The sequence below is a fragment of the Nocardia sp. CDC153 genome (assembly GCF_035818515.1).
Lineage (GTDB): Bacteria > Actinomycetota > Actinomycetes > Mycobacteriales > Mycobacteriaceae > Nocardia.
Genome location: NZ_JAYKYU010000001.1, coordinates 1295918 through 1314907 on the forward strand (window position 1 = coordinate 1295918; position 18990 = coordinate 1314907).

At 66.7% G+C, this 18990-nt stretch carries 17 protein-coding genes and 1 tRNA gene; 6 read left to right on the plus strand and 12 right to left on the minus strand.

Translation table 11 applies throughout. The features are described 5' to 3' along the window. Window position 1: 1 nt before the first annotated feature. The 7 genes from VMT65_RS05905 to VMT65_RS05935 all read right to left on the minus strand — a co-directional run bounded on the left by VMT65_RS05905 (window position 2) and on the right by VMT65_RS05935 (window position 6146). On the minus strand, window positions 2–1519 hold the full coding sequence (locus tag VMT65_RS05905; protein WP_326306880.1) for an MFS transporter: 1518 nt from the start codon (window positions 1517–1519) through the stop codon (window positions 2–4). A gap of 72 nt (window positions 1520–1591) precedes the next feature. Further along, complete coding sequence (mscL, locus tag VMT65_RS05910) at window positions 1592–1987, minus strand: large conductance mechanosensitive channel protein MscL (RefSeq protein WP_326306881.1); 396 nt, start codon at window positions 1985–1987, stop codon at window positions 1592–1594. A 49-nt stretch (window positions 1988–2036) separates the two neighbouring features. Further along, window positions 2037–3542, minus strand: a complete 1506-nt coding sequence (locus VMT65_RS05915; RefSeq protein WP_326306882.1) for a BCCT family transporter — start codon at window positions 3540–3542, stop codon at window positions 2037–2039. 23 nt (window positions 3543–3565) lie between these two features. Continuing rightward, on the minus strand, window positions 3566–3829 hold the full coding sequence (locus VMT65_RS05920; RefSeq protein WP_326306883.1) for a hypothetical protein: 264 nt from the start codon (window positions 3827–3829) through the stop codon (window positions 3566–3568). A 12-nt stretch (window positions 3830–3841) separates the two neighbouring features. After that, complete coding sequence (locus VMT65_RS05925; protein WP_326306884.1) at window positions 3842–4069, minus strand: CsbD family protein; 228 nt, start codon at window positions 4067–4069, stop codon at window positions 3842–3844. Window positions 4070–4139: 70 nt separating this feature from the next. Further along, window positions 4140–5438, minus strand: coding sequence for a D-arabinono-1,4-lactone oxidase (locus VMT65_RS05930; RefSeq protein WP_326306885.1), 1299 nt, complete (start codon window positions 5436–5438; stop codon window positions 4140–4142). A 33-nt stretch (window positions 5439–5471) separates the two neighbouring features. Further along, window positions 5472–6146, minus strand: a complete 675-nt coding sequence (locus tag VMT65_RS05935) for a TetR/AcrR family transcriptional regulator (RefSeq protein WP_326306886.1) — start codon at window positions 6144–6146, stop codon at window positions 5472–5474. A gap of 119 nt (window positions 6147–6265) precedes the next feature. On the opposite strand from VMT65_RS05935, the gene VMT65_RS05940 reads away from it, so the two are divergent. Further along, window positions 6266–7762, plus strand: coding sequence for an MFS transporter (locus VMT65_RS05940; RefSeq protein WP_326306887.1), 1497 nt, complete (start codon window positions 6266–6268; stop codon window positions 7760–7762). Window positions 7763–7832: 70 nt separating this feature from the next. Here the strand turns inward: VMT65_RS05940 and VMT65_RS05945 are convergent, their stop codons facing one another. Continuing rightward, a complete protein-coding gene (locus VMT65_RS05945; RefSeq protein ID WP_442790198.1) occupies window positions 7833–9002 on the minus strand; it encodes a lipase family protein in 1170 nt (389 codons plus the stop codon). Window positions 9003–9273: 271 nt separating this feature from the next. On the opposite strand from VMT65_RS05945, the gene VMT65_RS05950 reads away from it, so the two are divergent. The 4 genes from VMT65_RS05950 (at window position 9274) to VMT65_RS05965 (ending at window position 13475) form a co-directional block, all read left to right on the plus strand. After that, window positions 9274–9618, plus strand: coding sequence for a DUF190 domain-containing protein (locus VMT65_RS05950; protein ID WP_326306888.1), 345 nt, complete (start codon window positions 9274–9276; stop codon window positions 9616–9618). 208 nt (window positions 9619–9826) lie between these two features. Further along, window positions 9827–11476 carry a phosphoglucomutase (alpha-D-glucose-1,6-bisphosphate-dependent) gene (pgm, locus tag VMT65_RS05955; protein ID WP_326306889.1) on the plus strand — a complete coding sequence of 550 codons (1650 nt, stop codon included), beginning with the start codon at window positions 9827–9829 and terminating at the stop codon, window positions 11474–11476. Next, complete coding sequence (locus VMT65_RS05960; RefSeq protein ID WP_326306890.1) at window positions 11469–12683, plus strand: MFS transporter; 1215 nt, start codon at window positions 11469–11471, stop codon at window positions 12681–12683. Before pgm ends, VMT65_RS05960 begins: the two co-directional genes overlap by 8 nt. Before the next feature lie 51 nt (window positions 12684–12734). Continuing rightward, a complete protein-coding gene (locus tag VMT65_RS05965; protein WP_326306892.1) occupies window positions 12735–13475 on the plus strand; it encodes a DsbA family protein in 741 nt (246 codons plus the stop codon). A gap of 100 nt (window positions 13476–13575) precedes the next feature. Here the strand turns inward: VMT65_RS05965 and VMT65_RS05970 are convergent, their stop codons facing one another. Further along, the gene (locus VMT65_RS05970; RefSeq protein ID WP_326306893.1) at window positions 13576–15180 is read right to left on the minus strand and encodes a DUF222 domain-containing protein; all 1605 of its coding nucleotides are present in this window, start codon (window positions 15178–15180) and stop codon (window positions 13576–13578) included. Window positions 15181–15309: 129 nt separating this feature from the next. On the opposite strand from VMT65_RS05970, the gene VMT65_RS05975 reads away from it, so the two are divergent. After that, window positions 15310–15385 (plus strand) — tRNA-Ala (locus VMT65_RS05975). Between the two features lie 73 nt (window positions 15386–15458). On the opposite strand, the gene VMT65_RS05980 is transcribed toward VMT65_RS05975, so the two are convergent. The 3 genes from VMT65_RS05980 to VMT65_RS05990 all read right to left on the minus strand — a co-directional run bounded on the left by VMT65_RS05980 (window position 15459) and on the right by VMT65_RS05990 (window position 18897). Then, window positions 15459–16727 carry an ATP-binding protein gene (locus VMT65_RS05980; protein ID WP_326306894.1) on the minus strand — a complete coding sequence of 423 codons (1269 nt, stop codon included), beginning with the start codon at window positions 16725–16727 and terminating at the stop codon, window positions 15459–15461. A 392-nt stretch (window positions 16728–17119) separates the two neighbouring features. After that, the gene (mobF, locus tag VMT65_RS05985; RefSeq protein ID WP_326306895.1) at window positions 17120–17824 is read right to left on the minus strand and encodes a MobF family relaxase; all 705 of its coding nucleotides are present in this window, start codon (window positions 17822–17824) and stop codon (window positions 17120–17122) included. A gap of 548 nt (window positions 17825–18372) precedes the next feature. After that, the gene (locus VMT65_RS05990; RefSeq protein WP_326306896.1) at window positions 18373–18897 is read right to left on the minus strand and encodes a hypothetical protein; all 525 of its coding nucleotides are present in this window, start codon (window positions 18895–18897) and stop codon (window positions 18373–18375) included. Window positions 18898–18990: the final 93 nt, after the last annotated feature.

An 18990-nucleotide genomic window follows, 5' to 3' on the forward strand; every position in this document is an offset into this window, starting at 1 on the left:
TTCAGTGTGCGGCGGTCGCCTTGAAGCCGCGCGGGACCAGGATCACGGTGAGCACCGCGACCGTGCCCACCATGGCGGTCGAGATCCAGGAGGTGGTGGTCAGCGCGGCGTCGTAGGCGTGCTGGGCGATGGACAGCACCTGATCGCCGGTCGGCCCGCCGATCTGCTGGGCCACGTGGGCCGCGCCGCCCACCGAGCCCCGCGCGTCGGCGAGATCGTCGCCCTGCAGCGGCAATCCGGTCATGTGGCTGGTGAACAGGCGGCCGTGAATGCTGCCCAGCAATGCCACGCCCAGGCCGATGCCCAGCTCGTAATTGGTCTCCTCGACCGCGCCCGCCTGACCCGCGCGCTCGGGCGGGACCGCGGCCACCATGACCGCGGCGGCGGTGGTGATGGCGATGCCGTCACCGATGCCGAGGCAGACCAGGATCAGCGCCACGAGCGGGTAGGTGGTGTCGGGCACCGCCGCCAGCACCGCGAAACCGATGGCCAGCGCGCCCAGGGCGAAGCCCATCAGGAAGCGCACGCCCACGCGCTGCATGAGCCACGGCGTGGCCAGCGAGCCGAACAGGGTGGCGATGGCCGCGGGCAGGGTGCGCACACCGGCCTGCGAGGGCGTGTAGCCGTGAATGTATTGCAGCCACAAGGAGATCAGGAACAGGGCCGCGCCGATGGCGAGCATGGCGAGCAGGGTGGCCAGGGCCGCGGCGGTGAAGGCGCGGTTGGTGAAGAGCCGGACATCCAGCAGCGGGTCCGGCGATCGCAGTTGTCGGTAGGCGAACAGACCCAGCAGCACGAACGCGGCGACAAGGATCACCAGATCGATCGCGGCCGGATTGCCTTTGGCCACATGCTTGATGCCCCAGGCCAGGGCCACGATGCCCAATACCGAGACCACCGCGCTGGTCCAGTCCAGGCCGCTGCCCTGTTGGGGTGCCCGGTATTCCGGGAGCAGCCACAGTCCGGCCGCCACGGTGACGACGACCACCGGCACGTTCAGCCAGAACGCCGCCGACCAGCCGAACGCCTCGACCAGATGCCCACCGACCAGCGGGCCGATGGCCGCGCCCGCACCGGCCACCGACGCCCAGATGCCGATGGCCAGGGTGCGTTCCTTGTCGTCGGTGAAGATATTGCGGATCAGGCTCAGCGTGGACGGCATGACCATGGCGCCGCCGACGCCCAGCAACGCCCGGCCCGCGATCAACTGGGCGGGCGCGGTGGCGGTGGCCGCCACGATCGAGGCGAGGCCGAAGAGGAGGAATCCGGCCAGGAACAGTCGCTTGCGGCCGTAGCGGTCGCTGATCGCGCCGCAGGTGATGAGCAGGCCGCCGAGCACCAGGCCGTAGAGGTCCACGATCCAAAGCTGTTCCATGGGACTGGGTTCCATGGAGTCGATGAGCGAGGGGAGCGCGACGTTCAGGATGGTCGCGTCCATCGCCACCAGCAGCAGGCTCGCGCACAGCACGGCGAGCATGGCCCAGCGACTGGCGAGGGCCGGGGCCACCTGGTTCTGCACGGTCAGCTCCTCGAGTGCGCGACGAATCAGGCCATTGGCAACAACCTGGCTAAGCCTACTCGGGAGTTTGTCCTACTTGTCCGCGTTCTGCTTGGCCAGCAAATCACGAATCTCGGTGAGCAATTCCAACTCGGTCGGATCGGCCTTGACCTCGGTGGGCTTGGCGAAGCGCTTCTTGATCGTGTTCATCGGCAGGATGAGCACGAAGTACAGGACCGCCGCGACGCACACGAAGTTGACGATGGCGCTGATGATCGGGCCGAGCGCGATGAAAGTGGCTGGCTTGTCGGCGATCAGCTGGACGCCGAAACCGTATTCCTTATTGCCGCCCAGCGTCGCGAGCAGCGGTTCGATGACCCCCTTGGTCACCGAGGTGACGATGGCGGTGAAGGCCGCGCCGATCACGACGGCCACCGCCAGGTCGATGACATTGCCCCTCATCAGGAAGTTCTTGAAACCCTTGAGCATGACGCGCGAAGATCCAATCCGAGACGTATTCGTAATGTTCCGAACGAGTCTAAGGGGCTTCGGCGCGCAGGGTTCGCACCAATGCGACGCACATGGCGAGCATGACGAGACTGAACGGTAGAGCTATGAGAATGGCCACCGTCTGCAGCGTCGTGAGCGCCGACGTGCCGGTGCCACTGGCCACCAGCAATGCCACCGCTACCGCGCCCTGCGCGCAGGTCCAGAAGGCCCGACTCCAGGTCGGGGGTTCCGGATTGCCGCCCGAGGACAGCATGTTGATCACCAATGCCCCCGAGTCCGCGGATGTGACGAAGAACAACACGATCACCAGGATCGCCAGGCCGGCCGTGATCGAGCCGCCGGGCAGGGTGTTGAGCAGGGCGAACAGCGCGCTGTCGCGGTCGGGTCCGTCCGGGCCGACAAGTCCACCGCCGCCGAACATTTCGCGATGCAGGCCCGCACCGCCGAACACGGCGAACCAGACGAAGGTCAGCAGGGTCGGGACCAGCAGCACACCAGCCACGAACTCGCGCACGGTGCGGCCGCGCGAGATGCGCGCGATGAACACGCCGACGAACGGCGCCCACGAGATCCACCAGCCCCAGTAGAAGACGGTCCACTGCCGCGTCCACGCGGTGCCGTCCGCGCCCTCGGTCGCGCCGGTGTAGAGGCTGATCTTCGGCAGGGTCTGGATGTATTGGCCGATGTTCTGCACCAGGTCGTTGACGATGAACAGGGTCGGCCCGGCGATCAGGACGTAGAGCAGCAGCGTTCCGGCCACGCCCATGTTCGCCTGGGAGAGCAGCTTGATGCCCTTGTCCACGCCGGTCACCACCGAGATCGTGGCCAGCGCGGTGACCGCCACGATCAGCACCACCTGCGGGCCCTTGCCCGGTTCGTGCAGCCAGCCTTGGTAATTCAGCCCGGCCGAGATCTGCAGCACGCCCAGCCCCAGCGAGGTGGCCACACCGAAAACGGTGCCGATCACCGCGACGACGTCGATGACGTCCCCGCGCCAGCCCCGAATGCGGTCGCCCACAAGCGATTCCAGCGACCAGCGGATGGAGACCGGGCGACCCTTGCGATGGATCGAGTACGCGATGGCCAGCCCGACCACCACGTAGATGGCCCACGGGTGGACGCCCCAGTGCAGAAACGTCTGCACCATGGCCGAATCCGCGCGCTGCGCCGGTGTCGTGCCGACACCCGGCCGCGGGTCCTCGTAGTGGAACAGCGGTTCGGCCACGCCCCAGAACACCAGGCCGATGCCCATGCCCGCCGCGAACAGCATGGAAAGCCAAGCGCCGAGGGAGTATTCGGCCTTCTCGCCATCCTCGCCGAGGGTGATGCCGCCGAAGCGACCCAGCCCCAACCAGATCGCGAACACCACGAACAGGCTCACGATCACGATGTAGTACCAGCCGAATCCGCCGATCACATTGTCCTGCAGGGCCTTCGCCTGCCGAGCGGCCGTATCGCGGAACACGATGGCGTACACCGTGAACGCGGCCACGACGACGGCCGCGGGCCAGAAGACCCGCGGCGCGACGGCCATTCGATGGTGATCGGGTGTCGTCGTTATTTGCCGGTCCTGTTCTTCAGGGCCGTGACGATCTCGTTGACCGCGGCGAGCACATCTTGCGCGGCGTGGTCGAGATTGGCCCGCACCTGTTCCAGGGTGCCCTGGAGATCCTCGGGAGTGATCTTGTCGGCGAATGCCTTCGCCATATCGGCGAGATCGGCGGCCGCGTTCTGCGCCCGGTCGGCGAGTTCGGCGGCGGCCCCGCTGGCCCGTTCGGCCAGCCGGTCGGTGCTGTCGCCGAAACTGTCATTCGTCGGCATCTCGCGGATCCCCTACTTCGATCCGCCGCCGAGTTTCTCCTTGACCTTGCCGAGGAGGCCGCCGACCTTCTCCTTCACGTCCTCACCGGCGTGTTCGAGGCGCTCCTTCACATCGTCCATCGCGCCGCGTACATCGTCACCGGCCTTGTCGGCGGCGTCGCGCGCCTTGTCGCCCATGTCCTGGGCGGCGGCTTTCGCCTGGTCGCCGGCCTCGTTCATCCTGTCGCCGAAAGAAGACATCGGAACCTCCCTACGTTGGTCACGCTCGGGCAGTTACAGCGATCTTTCAGCAACCGATACTAATACTGTTTCAGTTCACCGGTCCAAGTACGCGTTCGATATAGGCGTTCGTGAACCGGCCCTTCGGATCGAACCGGCGGCGGACCTCGGCGAACCGATCCCACTCCGGATAGCGTCCGCGCAGCGTCTCGGCGGTCTGGAAGTGCCGCTTACCCCAGTGCGGGCGGCCGTGGTAGCGGTCGAAGACCGCTTCGCAGGCGCGGAAATACGGCTCGTACTCCATCCCCTGGTACTGGTGCACGGCGATGTAGCAGGTCTCGCGCCCGCCCGCGGGGGACAGGAAGGCGTCGTCGGGGGCGACCCAGCGCACCTCGATCGGCATCACGGTCTCGAAGTGCGCCGCCACCTCGCGGATCTCGCGGATCGCGGCGGCCGAATGTTCGCGCGGCAGCGCGTATTCCATCTCGGTGAAGCGGAACAGGCGGGGGCTGGCGAAGACTCGGTAGGAGCGCTCGACCTGGCGGCGGTAGCTGCCCGCGTAGGCGGCGGCGCGCTGGACGGTCGGGATCAGGCTCGGGCGGCGGCGGGTCAGGCGGCACAGTGCGTCGAAGGCGTAGTTGGTCACCAGGATGTCCGAGAACCAGTCCACGGCCTTGCCGCGCGGTTGCTCGGGGAGGTCGACGGTGTTGTTGCACTTGGTCATCGCCAGCGGGCTGTGGGCGAACATGTAGAACTCGAAGTGCTCGTTGCCGTCGACGTAGGTATCGAGATCGGCCAGCACGTCCTCGACCGGCAGCGGGCGCTCGACGCCCTCGAGCACGAACGACGGGACCATCTGGAGGGTGACCGCGGTGACCACGCCGAGCGCGCCCACGTTGACCCGTGCCGCGCGCCAGCCGTCGTGGTCGCTCTGCTCGTCGAGTTCGACCCGGCTGCCGTCGGCCAGCACGAGTTCGACCGATTGCAGTGCGGCCGAGAGGTTCTGCAGCTTGGAGCCGGTGCCGTGGGTGCCGGTGGCGGTCGCGCCCGCGATCGACTGCACGTCGATATCACCGAGATTGGGGAAGGCCAGACCCAGCGGGTGCAGGGCGGTGCTGGTGGCATTGAGCGTGCGACCCGCCTCGACGCGGACCAGACCGCTCGCGCGGTCCACGTGCAGGACCTTGTCCAGCTTGTTCAACCGCAGCAGCGTGCCGTCGGTGAGCACGGTCTCGGTGAAGGAATGGCCGGATCCGGCGACCCGGACGGTGTGTCCGTTCGCCTCGGCCTGTGCGAGTACTGCCGCGACGTCCTCGGGCGAGCTCGGTTCGGCGATGGCTGCCGGGGTGCAGCGCTGATCCCCGGCCCAGTTCACCCAAGAGTTGGTCATGCGACCAACTTTAAACCGCGAGTGTGATGTCCGCTACCGTTTGCGCGGTGGGCACGCCGCGGCCTTGGCCCGTTCCACCTCGTCCTCGGTCAAGGGCGGTTGCGTGAGCGGCATGCGCGGGACGCCGTCGCCGCGGACGCCATTGAGAATCAGCGCCATGTAGCGCTCCCAGACATCGGGATTGACCGGGCGGGCGAATCCGGCGATGCCGTCGACCATGTTCACCATGGCGAAGAAGTCGCCCGTCTCGACATCGGGCTGCAGCGCCCCCGCGTCCTTGGCGCGCTGGATGACCGCCTGCATGCCGGGCCGGATGCGGTCCTTCATGCACACGAAACGGTCCATGCTGTCGTGCAGTTCGAGAATGACCTCGCCGAAGCCGCGATTGACCGCGATGTGGCGGCAGGAGTACTCGAACAGATCGACCAGGCCCTGCCACGGATCCGGATGGTGCAGCGCGGTGTCCACGGCCCCGGCCAGTTCGGTGACCATGTGGTCGAAGACCTCGGAGATGAGCTCCTGCTTGTTGGCGAAGCGGCGGTAGACCGTGCCGACGCCGACTCCGGCGCGTTCGGCGACATCGTCGAGCGTGACCTCCAGGCCGCGGTCGGCGAACAGCTCGCGGGCGGCCGCGATGATGCGCTGCTGATTGCGGGCGGCGTCCGCGCGCAGACGCCGAGGTGGTGGCGCGGTGGTGACGTGATTCACAGGCCAATCCTAACAGGAATCGGGATTATCCGGAGACTGAGTCTCCGTTTTGTCTGGTAGCTTTGAGCCAGTAACCGGAGGCGCTATCTCCGTTAATCCTAGGGGACGAGGAAAACACCATGACAACAGCTCTCGAGAAAGACGTGGCGGCGCGGGCCCCCGCCGCGCGGCGTGGCTCGCACGCCATGCGCTGGTGGGTGCTCGCCGTGCTCGGCGTCGCCCAGCTCATGGTCGTGCTGGACGCGACCGTCGTGAACATCGCGCTGCCGCACGCGCAGGCCGATCTCGGATTCTCCAATGGGGATCGGCAGTGGGTGATCACGGGGTACGCGCTGGCCTTCGGCAGTTTGCTGCTGCTGGGCGGGCGGCTGTCGGATCTGTTCGGACGGCGGACGACGTTCATTACCGGACTGGTCGGGTTCGCCGTCGCGTCGGCGGTCGGCGGTGCGGCCGGGAACTTCGAGGTGCTGGTCGGGTCCCGGGTGGCGCAGGGCGTGTTCGCGGCGCTGCTGGCACCGGCCGCGTTGTCGCTGCTGACCGTCACCTTCACCGAGGTGGCCGAGCGCGCAAAGGCTTTCGGTATTTTCGGTGCGATCGCCGGTGCCGGTGGCGCTTTGGGGCTGTTGCTCGGTGGTGCGCTGACCGAGTGGGCCTCGTGGCGTTGGGTCATGTACGTGAACCTGGTCTTCGCGGCCATCGCGTTGGTCGGCGCGGTTCTGTTGCTGGCCAAGCACACCAGTGCGCACCGGCCCAAGCTGGATCTGCCGGGCACGCTGACCGTGACCGCCGCGTTGTTCGCCATCGTGTACGGCTTCTCGCACGCCGAATCCGACGGCTGGACCAATGGCGTGACGTTGGCCTTCCTGATCGGCGGCGTGGTGCTGCTGGGCGTGTTCGCGTGGCTGGAACAGCGGGTCGCGCATCCGCTGCTGCCGCTGCGCGTGGTGCTGGACAAGACCCGCGGCGCGTCCTACGTCACCGTGTTCACCATCGGCATCGGCATGTTCGCCATGTTCCTGTTCCTCACCTACTACATGCAGCAGCAGTTGGGGTACTCGCCGATTCGCACCGGCGTGGCCTTCCTGCCGATGGTCGCGGGCATGATCGCCTCCTCGACCACGGTGCCCGCGCTGCTCATTCCGCGGGTGGGTCCGAAGGTGACCGTGGTGTCCGGATTCCTGCTCGCCACACTGGGAATGGTGCTGCTGACCCGTATCGGCGTCGACACCGGCTACGCCAGCCACATCCTGCCCAGCCTGATTCTCATGGGTCTGGGCCTGGGCATGGCGATGTCCACCGCCTTCACCGGCGCGACCTCCGGCATCGACCACGAGGACGCCGGCGTCGCCTCGGCCATGGTGAACACCAGCCAGCAGGTCGGCGGTTCGATCGGCACCGCGCTGCTGAGCACGCTGGCCGCCACCTCCTTCAACAACTATGTGTCCGACCACGTTCCGCCGTCGCCGTCGGTGCTGGCGCACGCCGCGGTCGAGAGCTACACCACCACCTTCTGGTGGGCGGCCGCGATCTTCGTGGTCGGCGCGGTGATCACCGGGATGATCATGCCGAACCAGGTTCCCGTGCCCGCCGAGGGTGAACCCGTTCTCGCGCACTGAGTCTCGGCATGAAAGCGGCCCCTGCTCGTCGAAACGAGCAGGGGCCGCTTCTTTTTCGGCTTACCGCGATCTAGCGGCAGTTCGACGGCGGGGCCAGGCCCGCGAAACGGTCGGACAGGTAGTTCATGGCGTTCATCGCGCCCGGGAAGATCGCGGTGCCGTGATCCGCGCCGGGAATGATGTCGAACTGGACCGGGGTGCCCGCGGCGCAGTAGCGGCCCGCGGTGTAGAGGGCCAGATCCAGCGGCACCTGGTCGTTGCCGCCGTGCCATTCGTAGAGCGGCTGGTGGATGAGCTCGGGGACGATCTCGAGCGCGTTCTCGTGGAAGGTGCGGATCAGCACCGGGTCGTTCTCCGCGCCCGCGTGGAAGACCTCGCTGATGTGATGGTTCGCGCCCACCGAGATGATGTCGTCCACACAGGAATTCGCGATGCGCTCGCGCATCCAGAAGCCGAACGGCGTGAGTGAGTCGTCGAGTCGCATTTCGGCCGGGTATTCGCGTTCCATGCCCTCGGCCACGGCGAAGCCGAGTCCGAACAGGGCCTGCGGCGAATCACCCGCCTCGATGGCCATTTTGCCGGGGTTCACCGGGACGCCGCCCTCGGCGACACCGACGATGGGGAGCTCCGGTGCGTAGTCGGGGGCGATGGCGGCCGCGAAACCGGTGGCCATCGCGCCGCCGGAGTATCCGGCCAGACCGACCGGCGAATCGGCCAGTCCCGCCGGGGCGAAACGCTTCACGGCGCGAATGCCGTCCAGGGTGATCTGCCCGCCCATGCGGGCCGCGCCGTAGGCGCTGTCGGGGCCGAGGTGATCGGGCACCGCGATCGCCCAGCCCCGGGCCAGCAGCAGCGGGAAGGCGGCGGCCTCCTTCAGGCTGCCGTCGAACAGGCTGTGCGACGGAGCGCATTGCATGCCCAGGGAATTCACGAACGGCTGATACGACAGCAGCGGTCGTGGCCCAGGGCCGGGGGAGATGAGGGTGGTCACGGCGGCGATGGGCGCGCCGACGGAATTCGTGGAGCGGAACAGGATCTGCCACACCGTCGCACCGGCCCACGGGCTGGGCATCGGTCGGGCATTGAGGACGTCGCCGTTCTGGGCGCCGCCGAGATCGCCTGCGGCGTAGTAGAACCCGTCCGGGTCCGGAAAGGGATAGATCGCCCCGGCGTGGGCCGCGGGTGCGGCGGCCATGACGGCCACCAGTACCGAGGCGATTCCGAAGCCCTGGACCAGCATTTTTCTGATCGACTGCCGCACCGCCAACTTGGCTCCTCGAGGCCGATGGGACAACACCGGGCAAGCCGCACTATCCTCGCAGTTCCGGGCTGTTGTTCGGGCTCAGCAACACGCCGAATGGCAACTATTTAGCTAACTAGTAAGGCGTGTCCACCCGCGCCAGGAAGTTCGTAGACTGCTCGAATCGGGCCGAATCGGCCGCGGACTCGGGTGCCTCGGGGGGACCGTTATGACAGGTATCGGCGAACGGCACGACGATTGGGGGCAGGCGATGAGCGAGAAGACTCGGCACTGGGTTCCGGCGTCCCGGCTGACGGTGCTGCTGGGCGAGGACGACCTGTACCGGCATCGGCCCCGCTACCACGAGATCGTGCGGCGCGCCCGGGATACCGGACTGGCCGGGGCGAGCGTGTGGCGTGGCGTGGAGGGGTACGGGGTGTCCTCCCACATTCACACCGCGCGGCTGCTGGATCTGGCCGAGCGGCTGCCGGTGCTGGTGATGATCATCGACGACACCGATCGCCTGCGCGCGTTCGTGGAAAGCAATGCGGACCTGCTGGATTCGGTGACGGTGGCGCTGTCGCCGGTGGAGGTCTTCGACGGGGTCCGGCGGTGACGGCGGTGCCCGGTTATCTGGTGGATCGCGCGGTGGCCCCTCGATTCGATAGTGTTCTCCCTCTGGGCACACTGTTTCGATCGGACGAGGAGGGCGCTTACAGCTATGCGGTGGCGAACGTCGTGATCGGTGCTCATCTCGGGGAGCGGGTGCGGCCGTGATCCTCATGACGAGCCGGGCACAGGCGATACGGAAGGGAGGTGCGAGCATGGCCCACGATCGAGCCGGACGACCGGCGCGGGCCACGGACCTCGAGGACATCGCGCATTTGGTGACGGCCTACTACAGCCGAATTCCGGATCCGGCTGATCCCGAGCAACTCGTATCCTTCGGCACCTCCGGGCATCGCGGGTCGAGTCTGGACTGCGCGTTCAACGAGGCGCACATCCTGGCCATCACCCAGGCGATCGTGGAATACCGTGCCTCCCGGGGGATTACCGGGCCGGTGTATCTGGCGCGGGATACGCACGCGCTGTCCGAACCCGCCTGGACCACCGCGCTGGAGGTGCTGGCCGCCAATGACGTCACCGCGGTCATCGACTCGCGCGATCGGTACACGCCGACGCCCGCGCTGAGTCACGCTGTGCTGCGGCACAATCGGGGCGGGACGCGGCATCAGGCCGACGGCATCGTGGTGACGCCCTCGCATAATCCGCCGCGCGACGGCGGCTTCAAATACAACCCGCCGCACGGGGGTCCGGCCGACACCATCGCCACCGATGCGATCGCCGCCCGGGCGAACGAACTCTTGCGAACCGGTCTCGCCGATGTGCGGCGCACCTCGCTCGCGCACGCCCTGGCCACCAAGGTGGAGCGCTACGACTATCTGGACCGCTACATCTCGGACCTACCCAACGTGCTGAACCTGGACGCCATTCGGGGCGCTGGGATTCGGCTGGGCGCGGACCCCATGGGCGGGGCCTCGGTGGACTACTGGGAGGAGATCGGGCAGCGCTACGACCTCGAGCTCGAGGTGGTGAATCCGTTCGTGGACCCGACCTGGCGGTTCATGACCCTGGATTCCGACGGGCGGATTCGGATGGATCCGTCCTCGCGCTATGCCATGGCCTCGCTGGTGGCGATTCGCGACGATTACGACATCTCGACCGGCAACGACGCCGACGCGGACCGGCACGGCATCGTGACTCCCGATGCGGGACTGATGAATCCGAACCACTACCTGGCGGTGGCGATCGAATACCTGATCGCCAATCGGATGGGGTGGGACGCGCTGACCAAGATCGGCAAGACCGTGGTGACCTCCGGGATGATCGACCGTGTGGTCGGGGTGCTGGGCCGCGACGTGTACGAGGTGCCGGTCGGGTTCAAATGGTTCGTGCCCGGATTGTTCAGCGGCAGCCTGGCTTTCGGCGGTGAGGAGTCCGCGGGTGCGTCGTTCCTGCGCATGGACGGCACCGTGTGGACCACCGACAAGGACGGCATTCTGCTCGCCCTGCTGGCCGCGGAGATCACCGCCGTCACCGGGCAGAGCCCGTCCACCCGCTACACCGAACTCGAAAAGCGCTACGGCTCACCCGCCTACACCCGCGTCGACGCGAACGCGACCGCGGAACAGAAAGCGCGCCTCGCGGCGTTGACGCCGGACATGATCACCGCGACCGAAATCGCCGGGGAACCCATCACCGGCATCCAGACCCGCGCCCGCGGCAATGGCGCGGCGCTGGGCGGAGTGAAGGTCACCACCGAGAACGCGTGGTTCGCCGCGCGGCCGTCGGGGACCGAGGACAAGTACAAGATCTACGCGGAGTCGTTCCAGGGGGCCGAGCATCTCGCGCAGGTGCAGGCGGCGGCGGAAGAGATCGTGGGGCAGGCGCTGTCCGGTACTTCCAGTGAATGATGGCCAGACCGGGCGGCATCGGCTGCCGGTGGAAATTTGGGTTCTTGTCGGGTCGGCGTTCACGATCGCCATCGGATTCGGTCTGGTCGCGCCCGCGCTGCCGCAATTCGCGCGGAGTTTTCACGTCGGTGTCGCCGCGGCCTCGTTCATCGTGAGCGCGTTCGCGTTGATGCGGTTGATCTTCGCGCCGATGGCGGGACGGCTGTTGCAGAAGCTCGGTGAGCGGCCGGTGTATTTGACCGGGCTGCTGATCGTGGCGGTCTCGACCGGTGCGTGCGCGCTGGCGCAAAGCTATTGGCAGCTGCTGGTTTTGCGGTCGCTCGGTGGGATCGGGTCGACCATGTTCACGGTGTCCTCGCTGGGGCTGGTGATCCGCATGTCACCGCCCGCCGAGCGCGGCCGGGTGTCCGGTGTGTACTCCACCAGCTTCCTGATCGGATCGATCAGCGGCCCGCTGGTCGGCGGCGCGCTGTCGTTCCTGGGCCTGCGCGCCCCCTTCGTCATCTACTGTGTGGCACTGCTGATCGCCAGCCTGATCGTCTATGCGGCCCTCCGCAATTCGCCCCTGGCCCTGCCCGAAGCGGCCAATGGCACCGCCGCCATGACCTTCCGCGAGGGCCTCGCTCAGCCCGCCTACCGCGCCGCCCTCTGGGCCAACTTCGGCAATGGCGCAGCCGTTTTCGGCGTCCGCATGGCCCTGGTCCCCTTGATCGTCGTCGAAGTCCTGAAACAGGACGCCGCCCTGGCGGGCGTAGCCCTGACCGCCTTCGCCCTGGGCAACGCCTCGGTCCTGTTCCTCTCCGGCCGCTGGTCGGACACACTGGGCCGCAAGCCCTTCCTCATCGCCGGAACCTTGATCTGCGCCCTCGGCACCGCGGGCATCGGCCTGTCCCCAACCCTGCCCTGGCTCCTCGCCGCCTCCTGCCTGGCAGGCGTCGGCTCCGGCATGTTCTCCCCGGCACTACAGGCATCCGTAGCCGACATAATCGGCCCCGGCCGTCGCGGCGGCCCCGTCCTGGCCGGCTACCAAATGTCTGCCGACCTGGGCACCTTCCTCGGCCCCTACGCCATCGGCCTGCTGGCCGACCGCATCTCCTACGGCGTGGCCCTGACCGTCACCGCCGCCCTCCTGGCCTCCGCCTCCGCCGTCTGGCTCCTGTCCCCAGAAACCCTGCGCCGCAAGGAACCGGCCGCCAGCCTCGCCTAGTCCGGCGGGGCGGGTGTTGTGGGGGCGGGGGCGTGGGGCAGAGTGGTGCGGGTGAGCAATCCGACGTCGAAGCACACGCCGCAGCCGGTTTCGAGCAGGACCACCTATGCGCTGGCCGGGTTGGCCTTGGTGGTGGTCGTCGCGATCGTGGGGGCGTTGTATCTGTGGAATCGCGGGGGCCGGGAGACGGTTCGCAACGACGGGTACGGGCCGGTGCGCGATCCCGGGGTGACGGTGGCGCTGGATTCGGATGGCGCGATTGTGCTGGGCAAGCCGAATGTCGCGAAAACCATTGATATCTACGAGGATCCGCTGTGCCCGGCCTGCGGGCAGCTGGAAAAGACCTATGGCCAGGAGATCGCGCAGCAGGTCGATCTGGGCAAGATCGCCGTCCGGTACCGGCTGGTGAACTTCCTCGACTCGCGCTCGAAGAGCAAGGACTACTCGACCCGCGCGGTGGCCGCGAACGAGTGCGTCGCCCAGGCGGGCACCGGCCCGGTCTACTCGAGGTTCCACTCCCTGTTGTTCACCACCGAGCAGCCCTCCGAAGGCGGCTCGGACCACGACAACAAGGCCCTCGCCGACATCGCCAAGCAAGCGGGCGCAGGCGACGACGTAGCCAAATGCATCACCTCGGGCGACCGAGCCGACACCGCCCGCGCCCACGCCGAAGCCGCCCTCAAATCCCTCAGCGACAAACTCAACGGCCGAGCCGCCACCCCCGCCGTCTACATCGACGACAAGAAAGTCGATGTGAACAACGAGAACTGGGTCCTCGACGCGGCGAAATAGGCTGGGTGGGGTGCGGCCCGTCGGGGGAACGGTGAGTTGGGCCGCACCCCGGGGAGGGGGCCGGGCTGGCGGCTCGGTCCCTTGGAGTGGGGGTGGGGGATTAGCGGGTGGCGGCTTTGTCGGGGATGTCGTTGTCTGGGGTGGTGCGGGAGAGTTGGGGGTGGATGAGGATGTGGGATTCGGTGGGGTATGCCAGGTCTGTGGTGAAATGGCCTCTGGCGGGCGGGATTTCGGTGAGGTCGGGGACGGCGCGCAGGGGCGCCGGGCGGGGGACGGTGGGGGCGTCTATGTCGGTGTGGGGGAAGAGGTAGCGCGCGCCTTCGCGGAAGGTTTCGTGGGGTTCGCCGCTGGGGTCGATCCAGCGCATGCGGTCGTTGTCGGCCAGGTAGACGCGCCAGGGGTGTTTTCCCTTGTCGGCCAGGGACTTCAGGCGTTGGTGGTGGGTGCACAGGACGGCGCGGTAGGCGGCGTTCGGCTGCGCGGTGGTCTGGCCGGGGAGGGGATCGAATTGGATCAGGGCGGTTTCGGCGGCGGGGATGGTGCAGCCGGGGAAGCGGCACAGGGCGTCGAGGGCGCGGATCTCGCGGGCCGGTGCGCCCGAGAATGGGCGCACGGCAGCGATTTTCGTGGGGCCGGTGGCGCTCGCGGGGAGGGACACGAGTCGGCCGCGGTCGACACCGGGTATGGGTTCGGCGTCGTCGAATGCGCTCGCCACCTGCTCGCGCGCCATCGCCGCGCGTTCCCACGGTGCGATGGGGGCGGCAGGTTCGTTGGCCGGAGGGCTCGGCGCGGTGTGTTCGGGGAAGTACTCCGGAATCACTTGGAAGCGGGCATGTTCGGCGAGGGTGCGGGCGAGGGTCGCGTCGACCGGGCCGTAGCCGGAGAGGAACGCCGGATCGTCGCGCAGACCGAGGAGGGATTCGGCGGAGACGCCGACCTGGATGAGCGGGCGGCGCGGGGTGGCGGGCGCGGTGGCCTTGGGGCAGTCGGTTCCCTTGCCGCAACCGCAGATCAGGCGGCCGGAACCATCGGCGAGGGCGATGAGGGCGTCGGCGCGGCGCTGAGACATCGTGCGCGGATCGTCATCGCAGACCTGCAGGCTCATCTCGCGCAGCCGCATGGCGACGGCCTGGGCGCCCGCGGCCGGGAGCAAACCGTCGAAAACCGCCATGCCGTCCTGGACCGCGCGAATGCGAATGTCGCGGTCCTGCTCGCGTTCCTGCCGCCTGCGGGTCTCGCCGTCCGGATCCAGCCGGGTCACCCAGCGCTGCGCGGTCTGCCGTAATCGAGCGGGATCCGAGCGCAAGGCCGCCTCGATCAGCTTGGGCTCCAAGACATCTCGCATCTCACGCGGGAGCCCGCGCAGACTGTCCACGATCACCTGCACCCGCGACAGATCGATGCGCCCGGCCGCGAACGCCAGCTTGGTGTCCGGTAGCGAATCCAGCGCCAGCGCGATATCGACGAGCGCCGTCGCCACCGCCTCGGACACGTGCACCGCCACGGCGATCTCCGCCGCGGCGAACTCCCCGGCCCGCACCCCGCCCGCCCCCGGCGCGGCGTTCTCGGCCCGATGCCGCCGATACACCTCCCGCACCGCTGTGATTTCCGCCGCCTGTGCGAACGCCGCAGCCCCGTGTGCCCGCCGCAGCGCGTCGATCAGCTCCTCGTCGCCCATCGCCTCCACCTCTCGGCTATCGAACATGCGTTCGAGCCTAGCTCGAGAAGATCGCCGCCGCCAGCCTCTATCCAGGCGATTTGGTTTGTTCGACACCCGTCGTGTAACTTCGTTCAGGCAAGCAGGGCACCGCCCCGCTAGCACAGAACTGAACACGGGGCTATGGCGCAGCTGGTAGCGCACCACACTGGCAGTGTGGGGGTCAGGGGTTCGAGTCCCCTTAGCTCCACCAAACGGCAGAGCCGCAGGTCAATTGATCTGCGGCTCTGCCGTTTTCGTGGCAGCGCGCGAACCGTTCGAGGTGGTCATGGGCGTGAGTTCCATAGGGCACTGACTGGCAGGGCGCGGAATTTCGGCCCGAAGGGGAGGGTTTCGGTGCCGGTGTAGAGCACGTATCCGGCGAGGAGGTCATCGCCGAGGCGTTCTGCGAGGTGGCGGAGACCGCGGAAGTCTTCGCCCTTGACGGTGGCGGCGGCTTTCACCTCGATGGCGATCACCTCGCGTCGGTTGTTCTCGAGGATGATGTCGACTTCGACGTCGTCGCGGGTGCGGTAGTGGAACATGCGGGCCTCCTGGTCGGACCAGGTGAGCTGACGAGCGAGTTCAGCGGCTACGAAACCCTCCAGAAGCGACCCGAGCGGGCCGTTCACGGCCCGCAGCGCGCGCGGGTCGGCACCGCACAAGTAGGTGGCGATACCGGAATCAACCATGAACACCTTGGAGGTCGCGACGGCCCGGGTGGTCAGGTTTCGGGACCACGCGGGGATTCGCTTGATCAGGAAAACCTCTTCCAGGAGGCGGAGATAGCGGGCGACGGTGTCTTTGGGCAGGCCGAGTTCATTGCCGAGGGCGCCGGGCACCAGGAGTTGACCGGATCTGGCTGCGACGAGGTTGGTCAGGGTGAACATCTCTGCGGATCGTTCGATCTCCGACAGCTGCATGACGTCTCGGTTGATCAGATCGGCGACGTAGGAGGAGAAGAATCGGGAACGCCGTTTGCCCTCTCGCGCAACGGCTTCGGGGAAGCCGCCGCGTGCGATCCGTTCGATGTAATCATCGCGATTCTCGGCCCCATCGTGCCGTAGCTGGGGCCCGCGCTCGAAAGCACAATCGATGAATCTGTCTGGCGCGCCGTCGATTTCGCCTTGGGAGAGCGGCCAGAGTTCGATCGTCTCCATGCGTCCGGGGAGGACGTCCGGAACGCTGCGAAGTGCCATGACGTGAGCCGAGCCGGTCAGCAGGAACCGGCCGGGTCGTCCATCGGCGTCGACGGTCTCCTTGATCGCCAGCAGCAGTTCCGGTACTCGCTGTACTTCGTCGATGATCAAGAGGGAATCGTCGAGGACGAACTGCGTGGGATCGTAGCCGGCCGCCTGCCGAGTCTCTGGATTGTCGAGGCTGCGCCAGGTCGCGCCGATCTCCCTGCCTATCCGAGAGACCAGCGTGCTCTTTCCACACTGGCGAGCTCCGTTGACCAGGACGACACGAGTATCCGCAAGAGCTTCATGCACTGCAGAATGGGTGTGACGGGGAAGGATCCGACCAATCGGTGATGATGAGAACGACGAGGTCACCGCAGTATTATTGCAGACCCCGTGCGCGATTTGCCGCATAACTGGTGCGCGATTTGCCGCAACTTATGTGCGCGATCTGCCGCAATGACCGTGCGCTTCTTGCCGCTGCTGCTCAGCTAGAGCGGCGTCATTGTGCCGGCGCCTTCGTCTGCAGATGATTCGTTGCGATCGGGCAGTGGGAGCAGTGGCGATCACCGGGCACCGCCAACGGGGCTTGACCGGGAACTATCCGTTCGAATCATCACGCCCGGCCCATCAACCAGCACGGCCCGGTTCATATGGTGGTCCGTCAGGTCCGCTTCGGAAGACCCGGTCCACCAGGATCGGGCCTTCGTCGTTGGGACATCAGGCGCTGTCCGAAGATGCTGGATTTCGATCTTGTTTGCGATGACTCATAGCACTCTCCAGTCTGATTCCCGCCAGCTCGATACCGACTCGCCAAAGAACTTCATGATGAGTTCGTCAGGTACACCTTCGAACTCCAGGCGTGGTTCCTCGCCGAACTCAAAAGGTGGCCTGCTCTCGAGCCGTAGACCTACGGCTCGACGGGTGTGTTGTGCGAGTGATGATCTGAACGCCGCCTGAAATGTTTCGGCCTCGGCGTTGCGGCGGAGCGGGCGCACATCGAGCTGACCCCATTGCCCGTCAGATCCAAGGACCTGCGCGCTGATCAGAACATGGGCATGACGGTCCGGCCGTTCGTGCCAGTCGGAGAAATGGTCGAACTGCGCCCACAAGAGGCTGGCGTCGATCTGTGCGATTCCGTTACGGCCCCGACGGGTGTAAGACAGCTCCTTCTCGACGTATGCCATTGCGTACACCAACGCAGCCGCATGGGAGGTTTCCAATGACTGCCTCACCTCGGAGTCACCGAGCCCCCAGATGATCGACCAAGACCGCGGCGGGGAGAGGACGATCTCGTAGGCGATCCGTGATCCACTGTGCCCTTGGCTGAAGAAGGTCAGCGCCTCGGCGCGGGTGACCGGCCGATCCAGAAGATCGAGGGATGCGGCCAACGCGCCACCGTAGTGGCCTGGTTCTTCCGCTCCGCCGCATGGAGAGCGAGGATCGGCGATATTGCTGATGATCAAGACCATGGGTTGCCTCCATCGGTGGCGGGTCGTTGATCTTCATACTGCGCCGGAGAGCCTGCCGATGGGCTTGAATGAAAAACCGTTCACGCAACCCCGGGGAACTAGCGCATTCAGCTAGCCAAACCCCATCGGGGACAGGCGGTTAAGCCCACCACGCTGTTGATACTTCCAGTAGCGGAACGAATCGGCCGTTGGGACGCAGCAAGTTACGCACGTCGGCTCCCACGAGATTCGACATGTGAGTCGGCAGTTTGATCCGCAGGAAATTCGTTGTGGTCGGGCATGTGGAGCGGTCGAGATCATTGGGCACCGCCGATCGGGCCCAGCCCTGAACCCGCCGCCAGACCACGTTCCCGCTGCGTAGGCGATCGATGGCCGATCCGGATCGAGATCAACCGCGGTAATTCCCCTGCCGCTCAGTCGATATCCGTAGGTGGAGGATTGCGGCGTCGCTCGTGATCAGAATCTGGTCGGTCGCCCCGCGGTCGTAGTTCCCCGGTTGATTCCTCTGCCAGTCCTTTTCTGCTGCGCGGATGCCAACACGAGCCGGGTCATCTGGTTCGCAGCTGATTCCGATAGACGTCGGTGGCGTATGGCGGCCAGTCTCGCTGGAGGCTGATGGTGAGATGTGAGCGCAAATCCTCACGTTCACGCGGCCCGGTCTGCCAAGCTCCGTTCGGGGTGTGGACAGTCAGTCCCTGGCGTGAAGCGTCACAAATGAGCGCATGTCCCAACTGGCTGAGCGTCATGTATAGCTGCAAGATCGGCGTCTCCGTGAGCTCGAGGGATACGTCCTCGGAGTCGATTCCCAGATCTGCCCACGTGCGTTGTTGCTGAGCATCGAGCCATTTGGTGACATCCGACAGGAATATGACTCGGTAGCCGTTGTCCCTGGCAATCGCGGTCGCCAAATCGAGTACATCGGCGCCCGCCTGGCTCACGACGTTACGCGGCACCGATGATGGTGCGACCGCTATCGCCGACTCAGCGAAATCCGTCGCACTGTCCGGCCACGGCAATCCAAAAATCAGCCAACAAGGTGGGTTGACCAGAAGCGGCGGAGGTTCAGGTGTCATGCACCACACCATAGAGGTCGACGGGGACAGCCGCGAGCGTGCGGCGTCTACGGAATCGCAAGGGGCTCTGAGTATTACGCTGCATCTGCAGCT

Excerpts from the sequence above, each read along its gene's own strand:
- VMT65_RS05970 (WP_326306893.1), bottom strand. The coding sequence starts at position 15,180 with ATGTTCGATAGCCGAGAGGTGGAGGCGATGGGCGACGAGGAGCTGATC.
- VMT65_RS05915 (WP_326306882.1), bottom strand. The coding sequence starts at position 3,542 with ATGGCCGTCGCGCCGCGGGTCTTCTGGCCCGCGGCCGTCGTCGTGGCC.
- pgm (WP_326306889.1), top strand. The coding sequence starts at position 9,827 with ATGGCCCACGATCGAGCCGGACGACCGGCGCGGGCCACGGACCTCGAG.
- mobF (WP_326306895.1), bottom strand. The coding sequence starts at position 17,824 with ATGGTCTTGATCATCAGCAATATCGCCGATCCTCGCTCTCCATGCGGC.
- VMT65_RS05940 (WP_326306887.1), top strand. The coding sequence starts at position 6,266 with ATGACAACAGCTCTCGAGAAAGACGTGGCGGCGCGGGCCCCCGCCGCG.
- VMT65_RS05990 (WP_326306896.1), bottom strand. The coding sequence starts at position 18,897 with ATGACACCTGAACCTCCGCCGCTTCTGGTCAACCCACCTTGTTGGCTG.
- VMT65_RS05930 (WP_326306885.1), bottom strand. The coding sequence starts at position 5,438 with ATGACCAACTCTTGGGTGAACTGGGCCGGGGATCAGCGCTGCACCCCG.
- VMT65_RS05920 (WP_326306883.1), bottom strand. The coding sequence starts at position 3,829 with ATGCCGACGAATGACAGTTTCGGCGACAGCACCGACCGGCTGGCCGAA.
- mscL (WP_326306881.1), bottom strand. The coding sequence starts at position 1,987 with ATGCTCAAGGGTTTCAAGAACTTCCTGATGAGGGGCAATGTCATCGAC.
- VMT65_RS05925 (WP_326306884.1), bottom strand. The coding sequence starts at position 4,069 with ATGTCTTCTTTCGGCGACAGGATGAACGAGGCCGGCGACCAGGCGAAA.
- VMT65_RS05945 (WP_442790198.1), bottom strand. The coding sequence starts at position 9,002 with ATGCTGGTCCAGGGCTTCGGAATCGCCTCGGTACTGGTGGCCGTCATG.
- VMT65_RS05950 (WP_326306888.1), top strand. The coding sequence starts at position 9,274 with ATGAGCGAGAAGACTCGGCACTGGGTTCCGGCGTCCCGGCTGACGGTG.